Consider the following 20480-nt stretch of genomic DNA (forward strand, 5'->3'; position numbering starts at 1 on the left):
CCTGTACGGCAGTGAACCCGGCGCATCTACTCTGCAGGTTACCGTTGCTTTTCTAAGCTGCCTGTACGGCAGTGAACACTCCCGGTGGTGGATTACTATTTTTGTGCGTTTTCTAAGCTGCCTGTACGGCAGTGAACCCGGCGCATCTACTCTGCAGGTTACCGTTGCTTTTCTAAGCTGCCTGTACGGCAGTGAACCATCATCTGAACGCGCCAGCGTCTTGCCACCATTTCTAAGCTGCCTGTACGGCAGTGAACTTTCTGACAGTGATTGATGTTGTCATCTGCACTTTCTAAGCTGCCTGTACGGCAGTGAACGGCACTTTTACGCGTATCCAGCCATTTTTGCTCTTTCTAAGCTGCCTGTACGGCAGTGAACGTAGCCTGCCTGTTTTAAAAGTTTTTTCGAGTTTTCTAAGCTGCCTGTACGGCAGTGAACGATTGTATCGTGCGCTACACCGAAGCGGGCAATTTCTAAGCTGCCTGTACGGCAATGAACGCGGCTATCGCCGTGTTGCGAGTCATGCCAGCTTTCTAAGCTGCCTGTACGGCAGTGAACTTCCGGCATGTATGGAGCAAGGAATGCAGGCATTTCTAAGCTGCCTGTACGGCAGTGAACAGTTCGATACATCCTGGAAAACGCTGCATAGCTTTCTAAGCTGCCTGTACGGCAGTGAACTGCGGATTGCGAGCGCTCATCGATAACAATCATTTCTAAGCTGCCTGTACGGCAGTGAACGTAACGTAAATTGGGCGTACCCAGGCGCAAGCTTTCTAAGCTGCCTGTACGGCAGTGAACTGTTGCTCATACACTCTAACCTACTCAAAAGAAGTCATTTTTGACCAAAATCTCTTAAAAAACCCTTTTTTACAGGGCTAATATAAAAACATTAAAAATCAGCCAGTTATAAAATGGATGAAAAAAAGGGTCTTCCCCATGGTGCTTATCGTTCATCCTGTTCCTTAATCTGCATCCTGTAATCGCCAGCCCTCAGCGCTTACAGCCTGAAGTTAACCTAAGCCATTCCCAGCCATACCGAGAGAATGATTATGCGCACACGTTCGGCCTCAAGATTGATTGTTCTGTCATCTGAAAATCGTATCCTCCTCTTTCATTTTCATCACCAAAATGATGCACTTGAAGGTGAATCGTACTGGGCAACGCCAGGTGGCGGGCTTAAAGGGGATGAATCTTTCGAAGAGGCGGCCTTGCGCGAATTGTGCGAAGAGACGGGCTTTATATGTAAAACGGTCGGCCCGCAGTTAGCGAAAAGAAGCTTTACGATGATGCTGCCAGATGGAGAGGCCGTTCTCGCCGAGGAGCGTTTCTTTAGGGTGTGGGTGAAGGGTCAGGAGATCGACGTTACCGGCTGGAGTCATACTGAACAGCGCGTCATTCGAAGATATCACTGGTGGACAATAGATGAGATTGAGCAATCGGAGGAAACTATTTTTCCTCGCGAGCTCATCATCAATTTGGCGAAACCAAAATAAAGCCGCCAATAAAAAAGCCCCCTTTCGGAGGCTTTCTCTGAACCAGCAAAAAATTACTTCTTCTTCGCTTTCGGGTTCGGCAGGTCGGTAATGCTGCCTTCGAAGATCTCAGCCGCCAGGCCAACCGACTCGTGCAGCGTCGGGTGCGCATGGATGGTCAGCGCCATATCTTCCGCGTCGCAGCCCATCTCGATTGCCAGACCGATTTCGCCCAGCAGCTCGCCGCCGTTGGTGCCGACAACCGCGCCGCCGATGACGCGATGCGTCTCTTTGTCGAAAATCAGCTTGGTCATGCCGTCAGCGCAGTCAGAGGCGATAGCACGGCCAGAGGCCGCCCACGGGAAGGTCGCCGTCTCGTAGCTGATGCCCTTCTCTTTCGCTTCTTTCTCAGTCAGGCCGACCCATGCCACTTCCGGCTCGGTGTAGGCGATTGACGGGATCACTTTCGGATCGAAATAGTGCTTCATACCGGCGATAACTTCTGCCGCCACGTGGCCTTCGTGCACGCCTTTATGCGCCAGCATCGGCTGGCCCACGATATCGCCGATAGCGTAGATGTGCGGAACGTTGGTGCGCATCTGCTTGTCGACGCGGATAAAGCCGCGATCGTCCACTTCCACGCCCGCTTTACCGGCATCCAGACCTTTACCGTTCGGCACGCGGCCGATTGCCACCAGCACCGCGTCGTAACGCTGCGGTTCGGCCGGCGCTTTTTTGCCTTCCATGGTGACGTAGATGCCGTCTTCTTTCGCTTCAACCGCGGTAACTTTGGTTTCCAGCATCAGATTGAACTGCTTCGCGATACGCTTGGTGAAGACCTTCACCACGTCCTTATCGGCGGCCGGGATAACCTGATCGAACATCTCGACCACGTCAATCTGCGAACCCAGCGCATGGTAAACGGTACCCATTTCGAGACCGATAATACCGCCGCCCATCACCAGCATACGCTCCGGCACTTCTTTCAGCTCCAGCGCATCGGTAGAGTCCCATACGCGCGGGTCGTCATGCGGAATAAACGGCAGCGTGATCGGACGAGAACCGGCCGCGATAATAGCATTGTCGAAGTTGATGGTGGTCGCACCGCCTTCACCTTCCACAACCAGAGTATTTGCCCCAGTGAATTTGCCCAGGCCGTTAACCACTTTGACTTTACGACCTTTCGCCATACCAGCAAGACCGCCGGTCAGCTGGTTAATGACTTTCTCTTTCCAGGTGCGGACTTTATTGATGTCCGTAGAGGGCTGACCAAACACGATGCCGTGCTCTTCCAGGGCTTTCGCCTCTTCGATCACTTTAGCAACGTGCAGCAGCGCTTTTGACGGGATACAGCCCACGTTAAGACAGACACCGCCGAGGGTGCTGTAACGCTCTACCAGTACGGTTTCCAGACCTAAATCAGCGCAACGGAAGGCTGCAGAGTAACCTGCAGGACCAGCCCCAAGTACCACGACCTGGGTTTTAATCTCTGTACTCATCATGACCTCTTAGTTGTGATCCGGCGGGTCAGACGTAGAGCGCTTCTCATCAGGCTGGTCGGCCACTTGCATCCGGGCAGTGCGCGGCGCTTTGCGTATCTTGAGTACGCTGCGGGTGCTGCGCGCTGGGCGTTAACAACTGACTGCGCCAGATACGCCTGACGAAACAGGCTCACGATGTCCTTTGCTCCACCGGGACATTTATCACCGCAAGAGTTTACAGAATTGTTAATAAACTGCAAACCGCGATGCCACGAATCTTTACAACAAGGCCGGCGATTGCCGGCCTTGATTGTGCTTACATCACCAGACGGCGAATGTCGGACAACATATTGCCGATGATGGTGATGAAACGTGCACCATCTGCTCCGTCGATCACGCGGTGGTCGAAGGACAAGGAGATCGGCATCATCAGACGCGGCACGAACTCTTTGCCGTTCCAGACCGGCTCCATCGCCGATTTGGAGACGCCGAGGATAGCCACTTCCGGCGCGTTGACGATCGGCGCGAAGTGCGTCGTGCCGAGGCCGCCAAGGCTGGAGATGGTGAAGCAGCCGCCCTGCATGTCGCTGGCGGTCAGCTTGCCGTCGCGCGCTTTCTTCGAGGTCGCCATCAGCTCGCGAGAGAGCTCGGTGATGCCCTTCTTGTTCACGTCTTTAAAGACCGGAACCACCAGGCCGTTCGGCGTATCAACCGCCACGCCAATGTTGATGTACTTTTTCAGCGTCAGGCGCTGCGCATCTTCAGACAGCGAGCTGTTGAAGCGCGGCATCTGCTCCAGCGCGGCAGCGACCGCTTTCATGATGAACACCACCGGGGTGTACTTCACGTCCAGCTTGCGCTTCTCGGCTTCAGCGTTCTGCTGCTTACGGAACGCTTCCAGATCGGTGATATCGGTTTTGTCGAAGTGGGTAACGTGCGGGATCACCACCCAGTTACGGCTCAGGTTAGCGCCAGAAATTTTCTGGATGCGGCCCAGCTCCACCTCTTCCACTTCACCGAACTTGCTGAAGTCGACTTTCGGCCACGGCAGCAGGCCAGGCAGGCTTCCGCCGCTGGCGGCAGCAGCCGGTGCCGCTTCGGCGCGTTTCACCGCGTCCTTCACGTAGCTCTGCACATCTTCTTTCAGGATGCGGCCTTTGCGGCCGGTGCCTTTAACCTTCGCCAGGTTAACGCCGAATTCGCGCGCCAGACGACGGATAACCGGCGTCGCGTGCACGTAGGCATCGTTCTCGGCGAAGTCGCCTTTCGCGTCAGCCTTCGGCGCTGCCGGTGCGGCAGGTGCTTCAGCTTTCGCCGGCGCCTGCGCAGGCGCAGCTTCCTGCTTCGGCGCTTCAACTTTCGCCGCGCCTTCCACTTCGAAGACCATGATCAGCGAGCCGGTGCTGACTTTATCGCCGGTAGAGACTTTCAGCTCTTTGACGGTACCGGCGAACGGTGCAGGCACTTCCATTGACGCTTTGTCGCCTTCGACAACGATCAGTGACTGCTCGGCTTCCACTTTGTCGCCGACTTTCACCAGCACTTCGGTGACTTCGACTTCATCGCCGCCGATATCCGGCACGTTGACCTCTTTCGCGCCAGCAGTCGCCGCCGGTGCAGAAGTCGCCTCTTCTTTCAGCGCAGGCTTCGCGGCAGCGGCAGGTGCAGCGCCTTCCGCTTCGAAGACCATGATCAGCGAGCCGGTACTGACTTTCGCGCCGGTTTCGATTTTGATCTCTTTGACGGTGCCCGCGAACGGCGCAGGCACTTCCATCGAGGCTTTGTCGCCTTCGACGACGATCAGCGACTGCTCAGCTTCGATTTTGTCGCCAACTTTTACCAGGATCTCGGTGACTTCCACTTCGTCGCCGCCGATATCCGGCACGTTGACATCTTTAGCTTCGGTAGCGGCAGCCGTCGGCGCCGGAGCGGCGTCGGCTTTCTTCTCTTCCGCCGCTGGCGCAGCGTCTGCCGCCGCGCCCTCTGCGTCAAAAATCATAATCAGGGAGCCGGTTTCAACTTTGTCACCGGTGGCGATTTTGATCTCTTTCACCACGCCGGCCTGCGGCGAGGGGACTTCCATAGAGGCTTTGTCGCCTTCTACAGTGATCAGCGACTGCTCGGCTTCCACCTTGTCGCCAACCTTCACCAGAATTTCGGTGACTTCAACTTCATCAGACCCGATATCCGGTACCTTAATTTCAGTAGCCATTACTCTCTTACCTCTTAAGCCAGACGCGGGTTAACTTTATCGGCATCGATGTCGAACTTAGCGATCGCGTCCGCCACCACTTTCTTGTCGATTTCGCCACGTTTAGCCAGTTCGCCCAGCGCAGCTACCACCACGTAGGAGGCGTCCACTTCAAAGTGGTGACGCAGGTTTTCGCGGCTGTCGGAGCGGCCAAAGCCGTCGGTGCCCAGCACGCGGTAATCGCTGGCCGGAACATAGCTGCGAACCTGTTCTGCGAACAGCTTCATGTAGTCGGTCGATGCCACCGCCGGCGCGTCGTTCATCACCTGAGCGATGTACGGCACGCGCGCTTCTTCGGTCGGATGCAGCATATTCCAGCGCTCACAGTCCTGGCCGTCGCGCGCCAGTTCGGTGAACGAGGTGACGCTGTAGACGTCGGAGCCGATGCCGTAATCTTTCGCCAGGATCTGCGCCGCTTCACGCACGTGACGCAGGATAGAGCCTGAGCCCAGCAGCTGCACTTTGCCTTTGCTGCCTTCCACGGTTTCCAGCTTGTAGATACCCTTGCGGATACCCTCTTCGGCGCCTTCCGGCATCGCTGGCATGTGGTAATTTTCGTTCAGCGTGGTGATGTAATAGTAAACGTTCTCTTGCGCTTCACCGTACATACGTACCAGACCGTCATGCATGATGACGGCCACTTCATAGGCGTAAGCCGGATCGTAAGAGATACAGTTCGGGATAGTCAGCGACTGAATATGGCTGTGACCATCTTCGTGCTGCAGACCTTCACCGTTCAGCGTGGTACGACCGGAGGTGCCACCTACCAGGAAGCCGCGCGCCTGCTGGTCGCCCGCCAGCCACATCAGGTCGCCGATACGCTGGAAACCGAACATGGAGTAGTAGATGTAGAACGGGATCATCGGCAGGTTGTTGGTGCTGTAAGAGGTCGCCGCCGCCAGCCAGGATGAACCTGCGCCCAGCTCGTTGATCCCTTCCTGCAGAATCTGGCCTTTCTCATCTTCTTTATAGTAAGCAACCTGCTCGCGGTCCTGCGGGGTGTACTGCTGACCGTTCGGGCTGTAGATACCAATCTGACGGAACAGACCTTCCATACCGAAGGTACGGGCTTCGTCCGCGAGGATCGGCACCAGACGATCTTTGATCGACTTGTTCTTCAGCATCACGTTCAGGGCGCGCACGAAAGCGATAGTGGTCGAGATCTCTTTGCTCTGCTCTTCCAGCAGCGCTTTGAACTCTTCCAGCTTCGGCATATCCAGTTTTTCAGTGAACTGCGCCTGACGGGTCGGCAGGTAGCCGCCCAGCTTCTCGCGCTGGCCGTGCAGGTAGTTGTACTCTTCCGAACCTTTTTCGAAGGTGACGTACGGTAGCTCTTCGATCTTGTCGTCGGCAACCGGCACGTTGAAGCGATCGCGGATGTAGCGAACGCCATCCATGTTCATCTTCTTGACCTGGTGCGCGATGTTCTTACCTTCCGCGGTGTCACCCATACCATAGCCTTTAATGGTATGCGCCAGGATCAGCGTCGGCTGACCTTTGGTCTCCTGCGCTTTCTTCAGTGCCGCGTAGATTTTCTTCGGATCGTGGCCGCCGCGGTTCAGGGCGAAGATCTCTTCGTCTGACCAGTCTTTAACCAGCTCCGCCGTCTCCGGGTATTTGCCGAAGAAGTGTTCGCGCACGTAGGCGCCGTCACGGGATTTAAAGGTCTGATAGTCGCCGTCGACGGTTTCGTTCATCAGTTGAATCAGCTTGCCGCTGGTATCTTTTTTCAGCAGCTCATCCCAGCGACCGCCCCAGATCACTTTGATGACGTTCCAGCCAGCGCCCGCAAAGATGCCTTCCAGTTCGTTGATGATCTTACCGTTGCCGGTAACCGGACCGTCCAGACGCTGCAGGTTACAGTTGATGATGAACACCAGGTTGTCCAGCTTCTCGCGGGTCGCGATAGTGATCGCGCCTTTGGACTCCGGCTCATCCATCTCGCCGTCGCCGAGGAAGGCGTAAACGGTCTGGTTAGAGGTGTCCTTCAGGCCGCGGTGCTCCAGATATTTCAGGAACTTCGCCTGGTAGATGGCGTTCAACGGACCCAGACCCATAGAAACGGTCGGGAACTGCCAGAAGTCAGGCATCAGTTTCGGGTGCGGATAAGATGAGAGGCCGTTGCCGTGCACTTCCTGACGGAAGTTGTTCATCTGCTCTTCGGTCAGACGACCTTCAAGGAAGGCGCGTGAGTAGATACCCGGCGAGATATGCCCCTGGAAGTAAACCAGATCGCCGCCGTCTTTGTCGCTGCGTGCACGGAAGAAGTGGTTAAAGCACACTTCATAGATGGTCGCAGAAGACTGGAATGAGGAGAGATGGCCGCCCAGCTCCAGATCTTTCTTCGAGGCGCGCAGCACCGATACGATGGCGTTCCAGCGAATAGCGGAACGGATACGACGCTCCAGAGACGTGTTACCCGGATACTCCGGCTCGTCTTCAACGGCAATAGAGTTGATATAGTTGCTGATGGCGTTACCGCCTGCCGCCACTTTCACACCGCCTTTGCGGGCCGCGCTCAGCACCTGATCGATCAGATACTGCGCACGCTCAACACCTTCTTCACGGATGACCGATTCGATCGCCTGTAGCCAGTCACGAGTTTCGATCGGATCCACGTCATTCTGTAAACGTTCTGACATGGGGGGTATTCCTTATCTGTGTCTAATACGTTGAATTGTCAGGAGCCTGTCTCTCTGTGCTCTGTTATAAAAGCACAAGGAGACAGGCCCGTCGTTGGTATCCGCGCGTTCTTTGTCGCGCGTTATTCCTTACGTTGCTGTAAACGACGCAGGGAGCGTTCACGACGAGTCTGCTCCCGACTTCTGTCCAGCAAGATTTCCTCTATGAACGCCAGATGACGATGTGAGGCTTCGCGCGCCTGCTCCGGCTCGCGAGCCACAATCGCCGCGAAAATACTGGCGCGGTGACCGCTCACTTTCGCCAGCATTTCCCGGCGCGAGTAGAGCAATTCAAAATTCTGTCGAACGTTTTGTTCCAGCATCGGGCCCATCGAGCGCAGTAAATGCAGCAGCACCACATTGTGGGCGGCTTCTGTGACAGCGATCTGATACTGCATCACCGCATTCGCCTCGGCGTCGAGATCGCCGCTCTCCTGAGCCTGCTGTATTTGCATGTGGCAGTGGCGGATACGCTCAATATCCTCTTCCGTGCCGCGTAGCGCCGCGTAATATGCCGCAATCCCTTCCAGCGCATGGCGTGTTTCCAGTAAATCGAACTGGGATTCCGGATGCTTGGTAAGCAGGCTGACGAGCGGATCGCTCAGGCTTTGCCAGAGATTCTGCTGGACGAAAGTGCCGCCACCCTGACGGCGCAGCAGCAGGCCTTTCGCTTCCAGACGCTGTATGGCTTCGCGAAGGGATGGACGTGAGACATCAAATTGTTTGGCGAGTTCGCGCTCAGGCAATAGCTTCTCGCCAGGACGCAGCGTCCCTTCCATAATCAGCGATTCCAGCTGCTGTTCAATGGCATCTGAGAGTTTGGGTTGGCGAATCTTGCTGTAAGCCATCTTCCCTTCTTATCAAGCCGTCGTCCGGAGTAAATTGGTAATACCAATTTCAAAAAGTTGGCCGTAAAGTAACAAAGTATTCACCTTGTGTCTATATGACGCCAGTCACATTCCTTATGCTGGAAGGCGCTTCACGGCCTTAAGTTGCCGCAGGAAAAACAGAAATGGCGCTGCGCGGGAAAGGTTAATTCTCGCTACTTTTACCAAACCTTACACAGCGTTAAGGGCGATTCTCTTACGCACCATAAGACAATCTTATTCGTCTTCAGGAACGATTCATGGCAGAAAAGGCGCAGGCGGCAATGTGATGGCGGCGGTGCTTTTTCAGTCAGGTCTCAGCACGAAAAGAGAAAGCAGGTGCAAAGCGCATCGCATATCACTATTCTTGTCGCCAGGGTAGCCTGCGCAGGCAGAGAGCGCGCCTGATACCGTAAATAAATCAGTACGTTAATGTAACCACTTCCTGACAGCCATCGCGCGCTGCAAAAGAAGAATTAAAACAATATGAGGTTCGTATGGAACAACAGCATGGCGATACGCTGAAGCGCGGGCTAAAAAACCGTCATATCCAGCTGATCGCGCTGGGCGGTGCCGTGGGCACCGGCCTGTTTCTGGGCAGCGCATCGGTAATTCAGGCGGCCGGGCCGGGCGTTATTCTGGGCTACGCCATTGCCGGTTTTATCGCCTTTCTGATTATGCGTCAGTTGGGAGAGATGGTAGTTGAGGAGCCGGTCGCCGGCAGCTTCAGCCACTTCGCCTATAAATACTGGGGCAACTTCGCCGGCTTTGCCTCGGGCTGGAACTACTGGGTACTTTATGTGCTGGTGGCCATGGCCGAGCTGACCGCCGTCGGCAAATACGTTCAGTTCTGGTGGCCCGATATCCCAACCTGGATCACCGCCGCCGTCTTTTTCGTGCTGATCAACGCCATTAACCTGACTAACGTGAAAGTCTATGGCGAGATGGAATTCTGGTTCTCCATCGTCAAAGTCGTCGCCGTTATCGCTATGATCCTGTTTGGCGGCTGGCTGCTGCTCAGCGGCACCGGCGGCCCGCAGGCCAGCGTCAGCAATCTCTGGGCACAGGGCGGCTTCCTGCCGCACGGCTTCAGTGGACTGGTAATGATGATGGCGATCATTATGTTTTCGTTCGGCGGCCTGGAGCTGGTCGGCATCACCGCCGCAGAAGCCGATAATCCCGAGCAGAGCATCCCGAAAGCCACCAATCAGGTTATCTACCGCATCCTGATTTTCTATATCGGTTCGCTGGCGGTGCTGCTGTCGCTGATGCCCTGGACGCGCGTCACCGCAGACACCAGCCCCTTCGTGCTGATCTTCCATGAACTGGGCGATGCGCTGGTGGCGAATGCGTTGAACGTGGTCATCCTGACCGCCGCGCTGTCGGTCTATAACAGCTGCGTCTACTGCAACAGCCGCATGCTGTTCGGCCTGGCCCAGCAGGGCAATGCGCCGAAAGCGCTGCTGAAGGTTGATCGTCGCGGCGTGCCGGTAACCACCATTCTGGTTTCAGCCGTGGCGACCGCACTCTGCGTGCTGATCAACTATCTGATGCCGGGAGAAGCTTTCGGTCTGCTGATGTCGCTGGTGGTCTCCGCGCTGGTGATCAACTGGGCGATGATTAGCCTTGCTCACCTGAAGTTTCGCCGTAAGAAAGATCAGCAGGGCGTGACAACGCGCTTTAGGGCGCTGCTCTATCCGTTCGGCAACTGGCTTTGCCTGGCGTTTCTGGCCGGCATTCTGGTGATTATGCTGATGACACCGGGCATGGCGATATCGGTCTGGCTAATCCCGGTCTGGCTGGTCGTCCTGGCCATCGGCTACGCTATCGCGCGCAAGAGCACGGCAAAAAACTAACGTTCCTCCGGTGCGCGTAACAGACGCGCACCGGCTTAAATGGCCTTTTTACTATATTTTTCTCCCCGCCCTGACTGTTAGCATTTCCTTTCTTTTAAACACAAAAGGAAATATTTAATGCGTCAACTCACTTCTTGCGAACTTACCGCCGTAAGCGGCAGCGGTGTTATTCAGGATCTGGCCGCGACCATTGGCCAGCAGGCTGGTTCACTTATAGGCACTTCACTGGGGTCAGCCTTACCTGTTCCGTTTATCTCAGGATTCATTTCCAAAGTCGCCGGTTCGCTTTTCGGCAATATCGGTGGCTGGCTGGGCAATATGCTTGGCGGCCTGGTGGAAAACGCTGCCAGCACCTCAGCAACAAGCCGCTAATCTTTGCCTCCCCTCCCTGGCGCCTGTCTCCTGATACGCGCCAGTTCACGTTTTTGCCCACCCGCGGATTTTATCCATCTCTGCAACCATTTGTTACTGCAACGCTCTCTCAATCTGCGCTAATAATCACTGGCGTCATGATTCGCAGGAGAAGCGATATGAAGTCTACGGTGCTTACCTTTAAAGAGAAACTCGGCTACGGCATGGGTGATGCTGGCTGTAATATGATTGGCGGCGCCATCATGCTGTTTCTCAACTATTTCTATACCGATGTTTTTGGCCTGGCGCCTGCTCTGGTAGGCACGCTGCTGCTCTCGGTGCGCGTGCTGGATGCCATTACCGACCCCATTATGGGTGCCATTGCCGATCGTACCCAGAGCCGCTGGGGCCGCTTCCGTCCCTGGCTGCTGTGGATCTCAGTGCCGTATGTGCTCTTTAGCGTATTGATGTTCACTACGCCGGACTGGAGCTACGAAAACAAAGTTATCTGGGCCTTCGTCACCTACTTCCTGATGTCCCTGACCTACACCGCCATCAACATCCCTTACTGTTCACTGGGCGGCGTAATCACCAGCGATCCCGGCGAGCGCGTCTCCTGCCAGTCCTACCGCTTTGTGATGGTCGGCATTGCGACGCTGATCCTCTCCCTGTCGCTGCTGCCGATGGCGGAATGGTTCGGCGGTGAGGATAAGGCGCGCGGCTATCAGCTGGCGATGAGCGTGCTGGCGCTGATTGGGCTGGGGATGTTCCTGTTCTGCTTCGCCACGGTGCGCGAACGTATTCGCCCGGCGGTGCCGACCCATGACGCGCTAAAAAGCGATCTGCGCGACGTATGGAAAAACGACCAGTGGGTGCGCATTTTGCTGCTCACCTTCTGCAACGTCTGCCCGGGCTTTATCCGTATGGCCGCCACCATGTACTACGTCACCTGGGTGATGGGCCAGACGACCCACTTCGCCACGCTGTTTATCAGCCTCGGCGTCGTAGGCATGATGCTCGGCAGTACGCTGGCGAAACTGCTTACCGATCGCTGGTGCAAACTGAAGGTTTTTTTCTGGACCAATATCGCGCTGGCTTTATTTTCCTGCGGCTTTTACTGGATCGATCCGCACGCCACCGTCGCGGTAGTGATCGCCTATTTCCTGCTGAACGTGCTACATCAAATCCCGTCGCCGCTGCACTGGTCGCTGATGGCCGACGTCGACGATTACGGCGAGTGGAAAACAGGCAAGCGCATTACCGGCATCAGCTTCTCCGGCAACCTGTTCTTCCTTAAGGTCGGCCTGGCGGTCGCGGGCGCGATGGTCGGCTTTTTACTCTCAATTTACGGCTACGACGCGGGCGCGAAACAGCAATCCTCGCAGGCGGTAAACGGCATTATGCTGCTCTTCACCGTTATCCCGGGCGTTGGCTACCTGATTACCGCAGGCGTCGTGCGCCTGCTGAAGGTTGATCGGACGCTAATGCGCACGATTCAGGACGATCTTGCGCTGCGCCGCGCCAACTTCCGCGAACTGCATGAAATTCATCAGCGCGACGGCGTCACTACCCAACCTGGAGAAGCGAAATGAGCACACCCTGGCCGAATCCCTTTATTGAACAGCGGGCCGACCCCTTTATCCTGCGCCATGAGCAGCACTACTACTTTATCGCCTCCGTCCCTGCCTATGATCGGCTGGAGCTGCGTCGCGCCAGCACGCTGCTCGATCTGCGCCATGCCGAACCGGTCGTGGTCTGGCGCAAGCCGGAGAGCGGCCCCTGCAGCGAGCTGATCTGGGCACCGGAGCTGCACCGCATCGACGAACAGTGGGTGATCTATTTCGCCGCTGCACCGACGCGCGACATAAAAGACGGGCTGTTTCAGCATCGCATGTACGCGCTGGTATGCGACGACGCCGATCCGCTTAGCGGACGCTGGCAGGCGCCGCGCCGGGTGTTTAGCCAGTTCGATACCTTTGCCCTGGACGCCACCCACTTTGTGCATCAGGGCAAAAACTGGTATCTGTGGGCGCAGAAGGATCCGGCGATCCCAGGCAACTCCAATCTCTACCTGGCGGAGCTGCTTAACCCCTGGACGCTGAAAGGCGCGCCGACGATGCTGAGCCGACCGGAGTATGAGTGGGAGTGCGCCGGGTTTAGCGTCAATGAAGGAGCGGCGGTGATCAAGCATGGCGATCGGCTGTTCGTCACTTATTCGGCCAGCGCCACCGACGAAAATTACTGTATGGGGCTGCTGTCGATCGGCATTGAGCAGGATCTGCTTGATGCCGCTAACTGGCACAAATCGGCGCGGCCGGTCTTTACCTCAAACTGGGATAACCACCAGTACGGACCGGGCCACAACTGTTTTACTCAGGATGAGAACGGCGAGGATGTGCTGGTCTATCACGCCCGCAACTACACGGAAATCGAAGGGGATCCACTGTGGGATCCCAATCGCCATTCGCGGCTGAAACATTTTGTCTGGCGCGACGACGGCACGCCCGATTTCGGCGTGCCGCCTGCGGATTATACCAGCGTGCCGTAGATGGTGAGCAGCGCGACCACTACCACCAGCACCAGCGAGATGCGCTTCGCCAGCGCCACCGCAATGCGCGGGGTTTCGACCTTGTCCAGGTGCGGATCGCGCTCCAGCGAAAACTGCGCCAGGCTGGTCAGCACCTGATATTGCGAACGGTGACGGTCAGTCAGCGCAGCGAACCAGGCGGGCAGTGCTTTTTCGCCGTGCCCCAGCAGCGCATAGGCAACCCCAGCCAGCCGCGCCGGGATCCAGTCAATCACGTGCAGCAGGCCGTCGACGCCTGACTGCGCGCGCGCCATCGGCGACTGATGTTTCGCCAGCCAGCTCTGCCAGGCTCGCAGGAAGGCATAGCCCACCAGCAGCACCGGCCCGTAGGGGCCGCCCGCCACAAACCAGAACATCGGCGCCAGGTAAAAGCGGAAGTTAATCCAGATCAGCGCGTTTTGCAGCTCGCGCAAAAATTCTCGCTCGCTGCACTCCACCGGCACGCCGTGGATCAGCGTCAGCTCGGCCGCCATCGCCTGATGCGCCGCGACATCGTCATGGCTCGCCGCTTTTAAATAGGCGTGATAGTGCAGGCGCGCCGATCCGGCGCCGATACAGAGCAGGCCGATCAGGATCCAGAACAGCAGCTGCACGATGCCGAACAACAGCCCTTTTATGCTCCAGATCGCCACCGCCGTCAGCGCCATCGCCAGCAGGGTCATACCAAGCGTGCGCAGCAGCGAAAAACGGCGACGGCGGCGAAAGATCGGCTCCAGCCGATGATCGAGCTGCCAGTGCTCGCCCAGCTTAAACAGGCGCTCCCAACCTAAAACCAGTAACAACGAAAACAACGTCATATCCGCTCCGCGAAAATCAAAAAGAAGTCTGCGCCAACCGCTGCTGATACTGCTCCCAGTCAAAAGCCGGACCCGGGTCGGTTTTGCGCGTCGGGGCGATATCGCTGTGCCCGGTAATGCGCGAGGGCGTTAAAGGATAGTGCTGCAGCAGGAGCTGCGTGACGGCGGCCAGCGCCTGGTATTGCGCATCGGTGTAAGGTAGATCGTCAGTGCCTTCCAGCTCAATGCCGATGGAAAAGTCGTTGCAGTTTTCGCGGCCCTGATAGCAGGAAACCCCAGCGTGCCAGGCGCGATGATCGAAAGAGACATACTGCACGATTTCGCCGTCGCGGCGAATCAGGCAGTGCGCCGCGACCTGCAGGTGGGCGATATCAGCAAAATAGGGATGGGCGTCGGGCGGCAGGGTGCCGGTAAACAGCCGATCGATCCACGGCCCGCCGAATTCGCCCGGCGGCAGACTGATATTGTGGATCACCAACAGCGAGGGAGCCTCGTCGTTGGGACGTTGATTAAAATGCGGCGACGGCACCTGACGAATGTCGGTCAGCCAGCCCTGTTCCAGTTTCATGCTGGTTTTTCCTTAGCAAAGTCCGGCTGAGAATAGCATGATTTTCGATAACTTTTTGCAGCCTAAAGGTGCGGCGGTGCCGCCTCCCGTTTTCAAGTTAAGTATACTAAACAAAAATTCGACTTCGACTGGTGAAATGCGCCGTTTCGATCTATTGTGGCTTCCTCTTTGTTCAGGTCATCAGGAGCGAAATCGCTATGCCAACCCGCCGTTATAATGCCGATAGCCGTCGCCAGGCGCTAATCGCCCGAATCGAACAGGACATTCCTGCCACGGTCGCGCGCGCTTTGCAGGAGGATCTGGGCGGCGAAATCGACGCCGACCGCGACATCACTGCCCAGCTGCTTCCTGAAGAGAGTGAGGCCCAGGCGCGTGTCATCACGCGCGAGGCGGGTGTTTTCTGTGGTAAACGCTGGGTGGAGGAAGTGTTTAATCAGCTTGGCGGCCATGCCACGCTGAGCTGGCAGGTCGAGGATGGCGATAGCCTGACGCCCGATCAGACGCTGTTTACCCTGAGCGGCCCTTCTCGCCTGCTGCTGACCGCCGAACGCACCGCCCTGAATTTTGTCCAGACGCTGTCTGGCGTCGCGACCGAAACCCGACGCTATGTACAACTGCTGGAAGGCAGTCACACGCAGCTGCTGGACACGCGCAAAACCCTGCCGGGCCTGCGCACCGCGCTGAAATATGCGGTGCTGTGCGGCGGCGGTGCGAACCATCGTCTCGGCCTCTCGGACGCCTTCCTCATTAAGGAAAACCATATCATCGCCAGCGGGTCGATTCGGCAGGCAGTAGAGAAAGCGTTCTGGCTGCATCCGGACGTGCCGGTGGAGGTTGAAGTGGAGTCGCTGGAGGAGCTGGATCAGGCGCTGGCAGCGGGCGCTGACATCATTATGCTGGACAATTTTACCCTCGAGGCGATGCGCGAGGCTGTGGCGCGTGCGCAGGGACGCGCGCAGCTTGAGGTCTCCGGTAACGTGACCGAAGCGACGCTGCCGCAGATTGCCCAAACCGGCGTCGACTACGTTTCCGTCGGCGCGCTTACCAAGCATGTGCGTGCGCTCGATCTCTCGATGCGCTTCACCAGCCTGTAACGTCCCTACGCCGTGCCGCCGTGCACGGCTTTTTTTGCGCGTCAGCTTCCGCTTCATTGTTCTCCGCACTGCAACCCAACTCTTTTATTGCGCACCTTTTTCCGGCCTGAAAATCCGCCGCTGGGTTTAGCGCCCATGCTTTTCTACTCTGCCCCCTCTTCTCCGTGAAAGAGGCGATGTCATGACCAATCAACAAGGTTTTACCCTGGTCGAGCTGATGATTGTGGTGGGGATCGTCGCGATCCTCAGCGCTATTGGCTTACCGGCCTATCAAAACTACCTGCAGCGCGCGGCGCTCACCGACATGCTGCAAACCATGGTGCCTTATAAAACGGCCGTAGAGCTGTGCGCCATGGAGCGCGGCGGCCCTGCGCAGTGTCAGGCTGGCGAGAAAGGCATTCCGGCGGCGAAAGGCTCGCGTTACGTCTCCGCGCTCAGCGTGGTAAACGGCGTCATTACCTTAACCGGTCAGGAGAGCCTGAACGGCCTGAGCGTCGAAATGACGCCGGTATGGGACAGCACGGAAGGTAGCCTGAGATGGCAGCGCAGCTGTACCAGCAGCAGCGACAACCTGCGCGATAACTGTCTGGAGCAGTTCCGCTTCGATGATAAAGGAGCTAACGATGGCGATGCCTGATTCCGCTATACGTGCGCTATGCCAGCGCTATCGGGCCGTGTTGCTGCATCATGATGCGACGCTGCTGCGCGTCGCCGTGGCGGAACAGGTGCCAGAGGGCCTCAGCGAGGCACTGCACTTCGCCAGCCAGTGTCAGATCGAGATCGAATGCTGGCCGCAGGCGCGGCTTGACCTTCACCAGCACGGCAGCACCTCAGCGGAAGTACCGCGCGAGGCGCTGCCGGAATCGGCGGTCGACGCCGTCAACCAGATGCTGCAGCAGGCGCTGCGGCGGCGGGCCTCTGATATTCATATCGAACCGCAGCGCGACGGCGTACGCATCCGGCTGCGCATCGACGGCGTGCTGCAGCCGCTGACGCCTTTGAGCGAGGCGCCGCCCGCCGCGCTGATCGCCAGGCTGAAAATCCTCGGCGGGCTGGATATTGCCGAGCGGCGGCTACCTCAGGATGGACAGTTTACGCTAACGCTGGAGGGCAAACCCGCCGCCTTCCGTCTGGCGACGCTGCCGGTGCAGTATGGCGAAAAAGCGGTGATCCGTCTGCTGCAGAGCGAAAGCAGCACCCTGTCGCTGGATAAGCTGGGCCTGCCCGCCGCGCAGCGCCGTCTGCTGAGCGCCGCACTGGCGCAGCCACAGGGACTTATCCTGGTGACCGGGCCAACCGGCAGCGGGAAAACCTTTACGCTCTATAGCTGCCTGAGCACGCTGAACCGGCCGGAGATGAATGTCAGCAGCGTCGAAGATCCGGTGGAAATTCCGCTTGCCGGCATTAACCAGACGCAGATCAACCCTAAATGCGGACTCGACTTCAACCGGGTGCTGCGTGCCCTGCTGCGCCATGATCCCGACGTCATTATGGTAGGTGAGATCCGCGATGCGGAAACGGCGGAGATTGCGGTCAAGGCGGCACAGACCGGCCACCTGGTGCTATCGACGCTGCATACCAACTCGACGGCGGAAACCCTGACGCGACTGCGCCAGATGGGCATTCCTGGCTACCTGCTCGGGCCGGCGCTGCGGCTCATCGTGGCGCAACGGCTGGTGCGGCGCCTCTGTCCGCACTGTCGTCAGCCAGCGCAGGCGATGGCGCATTTTCCGCCCGACGTCTGGCCCGGCACGCTGCAAACCTGGCGCGCGCCCGGCTGCGACCACTGCTTTTCCGGCTATTTCGGACGGCTCGCGCTGTTTGAGATATTACCGGTCGGCAGCAAGCTGCAAAACGCCATCGCCGCCGAGATGCCGCTCGACAGCGTACTGGCGCTGGCGAAAAAACAGGGTATGCGCCCCCTGTTCATCGGCGGGCTGGAGGCGGTCAGCCGCGGCGAAACCTCACTGGAGGAGATGCAGCGCGTGACCGGTCTGGAAGATGTCCCGGCTTAGCCTCTATTGCTGGCAGGCGGTCAATGGCCAGCAGCAGCTGCATGAAGGCCAGCTGCTGGCGGCTGATGAAGAGAGCCTGCTGCGGCAGCTGGCGGAACAGGATCTGCTGCCGGTTAGCTGGCAGCGCCGCAGGACGTGGCGCGCGCGCGACTGGAAATGGCAGCAGAAGATCGACCTTATCAGACAGCTTGCCACGCTGCTCAAAGCGGGCCTGCCGCTGGCACAGGGGCTGGCGCTGCTGTCGCAAGGTCATCCGCATCCCGGCTGGCGCGTACTGCTGCATGCGCTGCGGCTGCGGATAGTGCGCGGCGAGCCCTTTTCGCAGGCGTTAAGCCAGTGGCCGCAGATTTTTCCGCCTTTGTTCGCCGCGCTGATGCAAGTGGGCGAACTGACTGGGCAGCTTGACGTCTGCTGCGCCCAGCTGGCCGATCAGCAGGCGCGTCAGCAGCACCTGTGGAATAAAGTGGTCAAGGCGCTACGCTATCCGCTGTTTATTTTACTGGTGGCCGTGGCGGTAAGCGTCGGCATGCTGCTGTTCGTACTGCCGGAATTCGTCTCGGTCTACGCCTCGTTTAATGCTCCGCTCCCCGCCTTTACCGCGGCGGTGATGGCGCTCTCCGTCGGTCTGCAGCGCTGGGGCGGCTGGGTTGCGGTCGCGCTGCTGGTCGTGGCTGCCGCCTGGCGCGCGCTGCGTCGGCGCTCGCCGGCGTGGCAGCTGTGGGAGCAGCGTCTGATGCTGCGTCTGCCGCTGCTTTCGGATCTGTGGCGTGGCAGCCAGCTCAGCCAGATCTTTGCGGTTTTGCAGCTCACGCAGCGGGCGGGCATTACTCTGCTACAGGGGTTACAGGCGGTGGAGGCGACGCTGACCACGCGGCTGTGGCGCGAAGCCGTTGTGGCGCTTCAGCACCATATTGCGCAGGGTGCGCCGCTGCACCAGGCGATGCAGGATCATCCGCTGTTTACGCCGCTCTGCATGCAGCTGGTGCATGTCGGGGAAGAGGCTGGCGCGCTCGACACCATGCTGGCACGGCTCGCGGAGTGGCATGAGGCACAAACTCTGGCGCTGGCCGATATGCTCGCCGCCTCGCTGGAACCCGCAATGATGGTGATTGTTGGCGCCATCGTCGGCACGCTGGTGATCGCCATGTATCTGCCGGTGTTTGGGCTGGGAAATGTGATGCATTAGGGTGCGCCAGGCACCCTGATGAAAGAGAGAGGTTAACGGTTAAAAACGCGGTTTTCCTGTTCGGCGACGCGAATGAAGGTGGTTCGCTTGGTCAGCTCTTTCAGCCGCTCTGCGCCGACATAAGTGCAGGCTGAGCGCAGGCCGCCGAGGATGTCGCGCGCCGTCTCGGCAACCGGACCACGTAGCGGCAGCTTCACCGTTTTGCCTTCCGCCGCGCGATACTGCGCGACGCCGCCAACGTGGCGCTTCATCGCCGATTCCGAGCTCATGCCGTAAAACAGCATAAACTGCTCGCCGTTCTCCTCGACTACGGTTCCCTCACACTCGTCATGCGCGGCGAGCATGCCGCCCAGCATGACGAAATCGGCGCCGCCTCCGAACGCTTTGGCGATATCGCCCGGCACCGCGCAGCCCCCGTCGCTGACAATCTGGCCGCCCAGGCCGTGCGCCGCATCTGCGCATTCGATAACCGCAGAGAGCTGAGGATAGCCGACGCCGGTTTTCACACGCGTGGTACAGACCGACCCCGGGCCAATGCCGACCTTAACGATATCTGCGCCGGAGAGGATCAGCTCCTCTACCATTTCGCCGGTGACCACGTTGCCTGCGCAAATGGTGCGATCTGGAAAGCGTTCGCGCGCGCGCTGCAGGAAGGTGACAAAGTGCTCGGAATAGCCGTTTGCTACGTCAATACAGATGAATTTGAGATCGGCAGAGAGCGCCAGAATCGCCGTCAGCTTCTGCAGGTCGGCATCTGAAGTGCCGGTCGACACCATAATGTGATTCAACAACGACACCGGCGAACGCTCAATAAAGGCGCGCCAGTCGTCGACGCCGTAGTGCTTATGCACGGCGGTAAGAATATCAAAGCTGGCCAGCGCTTCCGCCATACTGAAGGTGCCAACGGTATCCATATTCGCGGCGATCACCGGTACGCCGCTCCAGCTCAGGCCGGAATGCTTAAAGGTAAAATGACGCGCCAGTTCGACCTCAGAGCGGCTTTTCAACGTGGAGCGCTTAGGGCGGATCAGCACGTCTTTAAAACCCAGCTTTAAATCTTCTTCAATACGCATAAAAATTGTCCTGGTAAGTGGCAGCGAATCGCAGTTCGGGTAGCGCACACGGCTCCAGTGGCATAATCATACGCGCCCTGCGTCTGCCGACAAGACTGCGAATTTCACTTTATTTAAGCTACAATCCGATAAATTTAGCTGAGAATTTTCATTGTGATCGCGCGCTCAGTTTTGCGCTTCGGCTTGCCCGCTGCGTAGCGCG

At 58.0% G+C, this 20480-nt stretch carries 16 protein-coding genes and 1 CRISPR repeat array; of the genes, 9 read left to right on the forward strand and 7 right to left on the reverse strand.

Annotated elements, in window-relative coordinates:
- Positions 1 to 49 precede the first annotated feature (49 nt).
- A CRISPR array of direct repeats spans positions 50 to 798; the repeat unit is 28 nt; unit sequence TTTCTAAGCTGCCTGTACGGCAGTGAAC.
- A gap of 251 nt (positions 799 to 1049) precedes the next feature.
- Positions 1050 to 1493, forward strand: a complete 444-nt coding sequence (locus ACR6A7_RS16875) for an NUDIX hydrolase (protein WP_434126238.1) — start codon at positions 1050 to 1052, stop codon at positions 1491 to 1493.
- Between the two features lie 53 nt (positions 1494 to 1546).
- Here ACR6A7_RS16875 and lpdA read toward each other — a convergent pair whose 3' ends face one another.
- From lpdA to pdhR, 4 genes are all read right to left on the reverse strand, one after another.
- Positions 1547 to 2971 carry a dihydrolipoyl dehydrogenase gene (gene lpdA, locus ACR6A7_RS16880; RefSeq protein ID WP_033749657.1) on the reverse strand — a complete coding sequence of 475 codons (1425 nt, stop codon included), beginning with the start codon at positions 2969 to 2971 and terminating at the stop codon, positions 1547 to 1549.
- 298 nt (positions 2972 to 3269) lie between these two features.
- Entirely contained in the window at positions 3270 to 5165 is a 1896-nt protein-coding gene (gene aceF, locus ACR6A7_RS16885) for a pyruvate dehydrogenase complex dihydrolipoyllysine-residue acetyltransferase (RefSeq protein ID WP_434126240.1), read from the reverse strand.
- A gap of 14 nt (positions 5166 to 5179) precedes the next feature.
- Positions 5180 to 7846 (reverse strand): pyruvate dehydrogenase (acetyl-transferring), homodimeric type, encoded by a 2667-nt coding sequence (aceE, locus tag ACR6A7_RS16890; RefSeq protein ID WP_434126242.1) that lies wholly within the window; start codon positions 7844 to 7846, stop codon positions 5180 to 5182.
- 122 nt (positions 7847 to 7968) lie between these two features.
- Complete coding sequence (gene pdhR / locus ACR6A7_RS16895) at positions 7969 to 8733, reverse strand: pyruvate dehydrogenase complex transcriptional repressor PdhR (protein WP_434126243.1); 765 nt, start codon at positions 8731 to 8733, stop codon at positions 7969 to 7971.
- A 515-nt stretch (positions 8734 to 9248) separates the two neighbouring features.
- Between pdhR and aroP the strand changes: the two genes are divergently transcribed.
- The 4 genes from aroP to ACR6A7_RS16915 all read left to right on the forward strand — a co-directional run bounded on the left by aroP (position 9249) and on the right by ACR6A7_RS16915 (position 13506).
- Positions 9249 to 10607, forward strand: a complete 1359-nt coding sequence (gene aroP / locus ACR6A7_RS16900; protein WP_434126245.1) for an aromatic amino acid transporter AroP — start codon at positions 9249 to 9251, stop codon at positions 10605 to 10607.
- A gap of 117 nt (positions 10608 to 10724) precedes the next feature.
- Complete coding sequence (locus tag ACR6A7_RS16905) at positions 10725 to 10979, forward strand: hypothetical protein (protein WP_434126247.1); 255 nt, start codon at positions 10725 to 10727, stop codon at positions 10977 to 10979.
- Between the two features lie 158 nt (positions 10980 to 11137).
- Positions 11138 to 12550, forward strand: coding sequence for a glycoside-pentoside-hexuronide (GPH):cation symporter (locus tag ACR6A7_RS16910; protein ID WP_434126249.1), 1413 nt, complete (start codon positions 11138 to 11140; stop codon positions 12548 to 12550).
- Positions 12547 to 13506: a glycoside hydrolase family 43 protein gene (locus tag ACR6A7_RS16915; protein ID WP_434126250.1), complete on the forward strand. Its 960-nt coding sequence runs from the start codon at positions 12547 to 12549 to the stop codon at positions 13504 to 13506. The genes ACR6A7_RS16910 and ACR6A7_RS16915 overlap by 4 nt, the downstream gene beginning before the upstream one ends.
- Here the strand turns inward: ACR6A7_RS16915 and ampE are convergent.
- Together ampE and ampD are read right to left on the reverse strand one after the other, a co-directional pair.
- Complete coding sequence (gene ampE / locus ACR6A7_RS16920) at positions 13488 to 14342, reverse strand: beta-lactamase regulator AmpE (protein ID WP_434126251.1); 855 nt, start codon at positions 14340 to 14342, stop codon at positions 13488 to 13490. The genes ACR6A7_RS16915 and ampE overlap by 19 nt on opposite strands.
- A gap of 16 nt (positions 14343 to 14358) precedes the next feature.
- Entirely contained in the window at positions 14359 to 14910 is a 552-nt protein-coding gene (gene ampD, locus ACR6A7_RS16925) for a 1,6-anhydro-N-acetylmuramyl-L-alanine amidase AmpD (RefSeq protein ID WP_434126252.1), read from the reverse strand.
- Between the two features lie 197 nt (positions 14911 to 15107).
- Between ampD and nadC the strand changes: the two genes are divergently transcribed.
- The 4 genes from nadC to hofC all read left to right on the forward strand — a co-directional run bounded on the left by nadC (position 15108) and on the right by hofC (position 19205).
- Positions 15108 to 16004 carry a carboxylating nicotinate-nucleotide diphosphorylase gene (gene nadC, locus ACR6A7_RS16930; protein WP_434126253.1) on the forward strand — a complete coding sequence of 299 codons (897 nt, stop codon included), beginning with the start codon at positions 15108 to 15110 and terminating at the stop codon, positions 16002 to 16004.
- A gap of 181 nt (positions 16005 to 16185) precedes the next feature.
- The gene (gene ppdD / locus ACR6A7_RS16935; protein ID WP_434126255.1) at positions 16186 to 16641 is read left to right on the forward strand and encodes a prepilin peptidase-dependent pilin; all 456 of its coding nucleotides are present in this window, start codon (positions 16186 to 16188) and stop codon (positions 16639 to 16641) included.
- Positions 16628 to 18019 carry a type II secretion system protein GspE gene (gene gspE, locus ACR6A7_RS16940; RefSeq protein WP_434126257.1) on the forward strand — a complete coding sequence of 464 codons (1392 nt, stop codon included), beginning with the start codon at positions 16628 to 16630 and terminating at the stop codon, positions 18017 to 18019. Before ppdD ends, gspE begins: the two co-directional genes overlap by 14 nt.
- Positions 18006 to 19205 (forward strand): protein transport protein HofC, encoded by a 1200-nt coding sequence (hofC, locus tag ACR6A7_RS16945; RefSeq protein ID WP_434126258.1) that lies wholly within the window; start codon positions 18006 to 18008, stop codon positions 19203 to 19205. The genes gspE and hofC overlap by 14 nt, the downstream gene beginning before the upstream one ends.
- A gap of 32 nt (positions 19206 to 19237) precedes the next feature.
- Here hofC and ACR6A7_RS16950 read toward each other — a convergent pair whose 3' ends face one another.
- Positions 19238 to 20278: a GMP reductase gene (locus ACR6A7_RS16950; protein ID WP_434126259.1), complete on the reverse strand. Its 1041-nt coding sequence runs from the start codon at positions 20276 to 20278 to the stop codon at positions 19238 to 19240.
- Between the last annotated feature and the right edge of the window lie 202 nt (positions 20279 to 20480).

Source organism: Pantoea phyllosphaerae (assembly GCF_051025595.1).
Classification (GTDB): Bacteria; Pseudomonadota; Gammaproteobacteria; order Enterobacterales; family Enterobacteriaceae; genus Pantoea.

Coding starts and splice junctions, on each gene's coding strand:
- ACR6A7_RS16910 (WP_434126249.1), top strand. CDS start 11,138: ATGAAGTCTACGGTGCTTACCTTTAAAGAGAAACTCGGCTACGGCATG.
- ACR6A7_RS16875 (WP_434126238.1), top strand. CDS start 1,050: ATGCGCACACGTTCGGCCTCAAGATTGATTGTTCTGTCATCTGAAAAT.
- ACR6A7_RS16905 (WP_434126247.1), top strand. CDS start 10,725: ATGCGTCAACTCACTTCTTGCGAACTTACCGCCGTAAGCGGCAGCGGT.
- ACR6A7_RS16915 (WP_434126250.1), top strand. CDS start 12,547: ATGAGCACACCCTGGCCGAATCCCTTTATTGAACAGCGGGCCGACCCC.
- aceE (WP_434126242.1), bottom strand. CDS start 7,846: ATGTCAGAACGTTTACAGAATGACGTGGATCCGATCGAAACTCGTGAC.
- ppdD (WP_434126255.1), top strand. CDS start 16,186: ATGACCAATCAACAAGGTTTTACCCTGGTCGAGCTGATGATTGTGGTG.
- aceF (WP_434126240.1), bottom strand. CDS start 5,165: ATGGCTACTGAAATTAAGGTACCGGATATCGGGTCTGATGAAGTTGAA.
- hofC (WP_434126258.1), top strand. CDS start 18,006: ATGTCCCGGCTTAGCCTCTATTGCTGGCAGGCGGTCAATGGCCAGCAG.
- ampD (WP_434126252.1), bottom strand. CDS start 14,910: ATGAAACTGGAACAGGGCTGGCTGACCGACATTCGTCAGGTGCCGTCG.
- aroP (WP_434126245.1), top strand. CDS start 9,249: ATGGAACAACAGCATGGCGATACGCTGAAGCGCGGGCTAAAAAACCGT.
- lpdA (WP_033749657.1), bottom strand. CDS start 2,971: ATGAGTACAGAGATTAAAACCCAGGTCGTGGTACTTGGGGCTGGTCCT.
- ampE (WP_434126251.1), bottom strand. CDS start 14,342: ATGACGTTGTTTTCGTTGTTACTGGTTTTAGGTTGGGAGCGCCTGTTT.
- ACR6A7_RS16950 (WP_434126259.1), bottom strand. CDS start 20,278: ATGCGTATTGAAGAAGATTTAAAGCTGGGTTTTAAAGACGTGCTGATC.
- nadC (WP_434126253.1), top strand. CDS start 15,108: ATGCCAACCCGCCGTTATAATGCCGATAGCCGTCGCCAGGCGCTAATC.
- gspE (WP_434126257.1), top strand. CDS start 16,628: ATGGCGATGCCTGATTCCGCTATACGTGCGCTATGCCAGCGCTATCGG.
- pdhR (WP_434126243.1), bottom strand. CDS start 8,733: ATGGCTTACAGCAAGATTCGCCAACCCAAACTCTCAGATGCCATTGAA.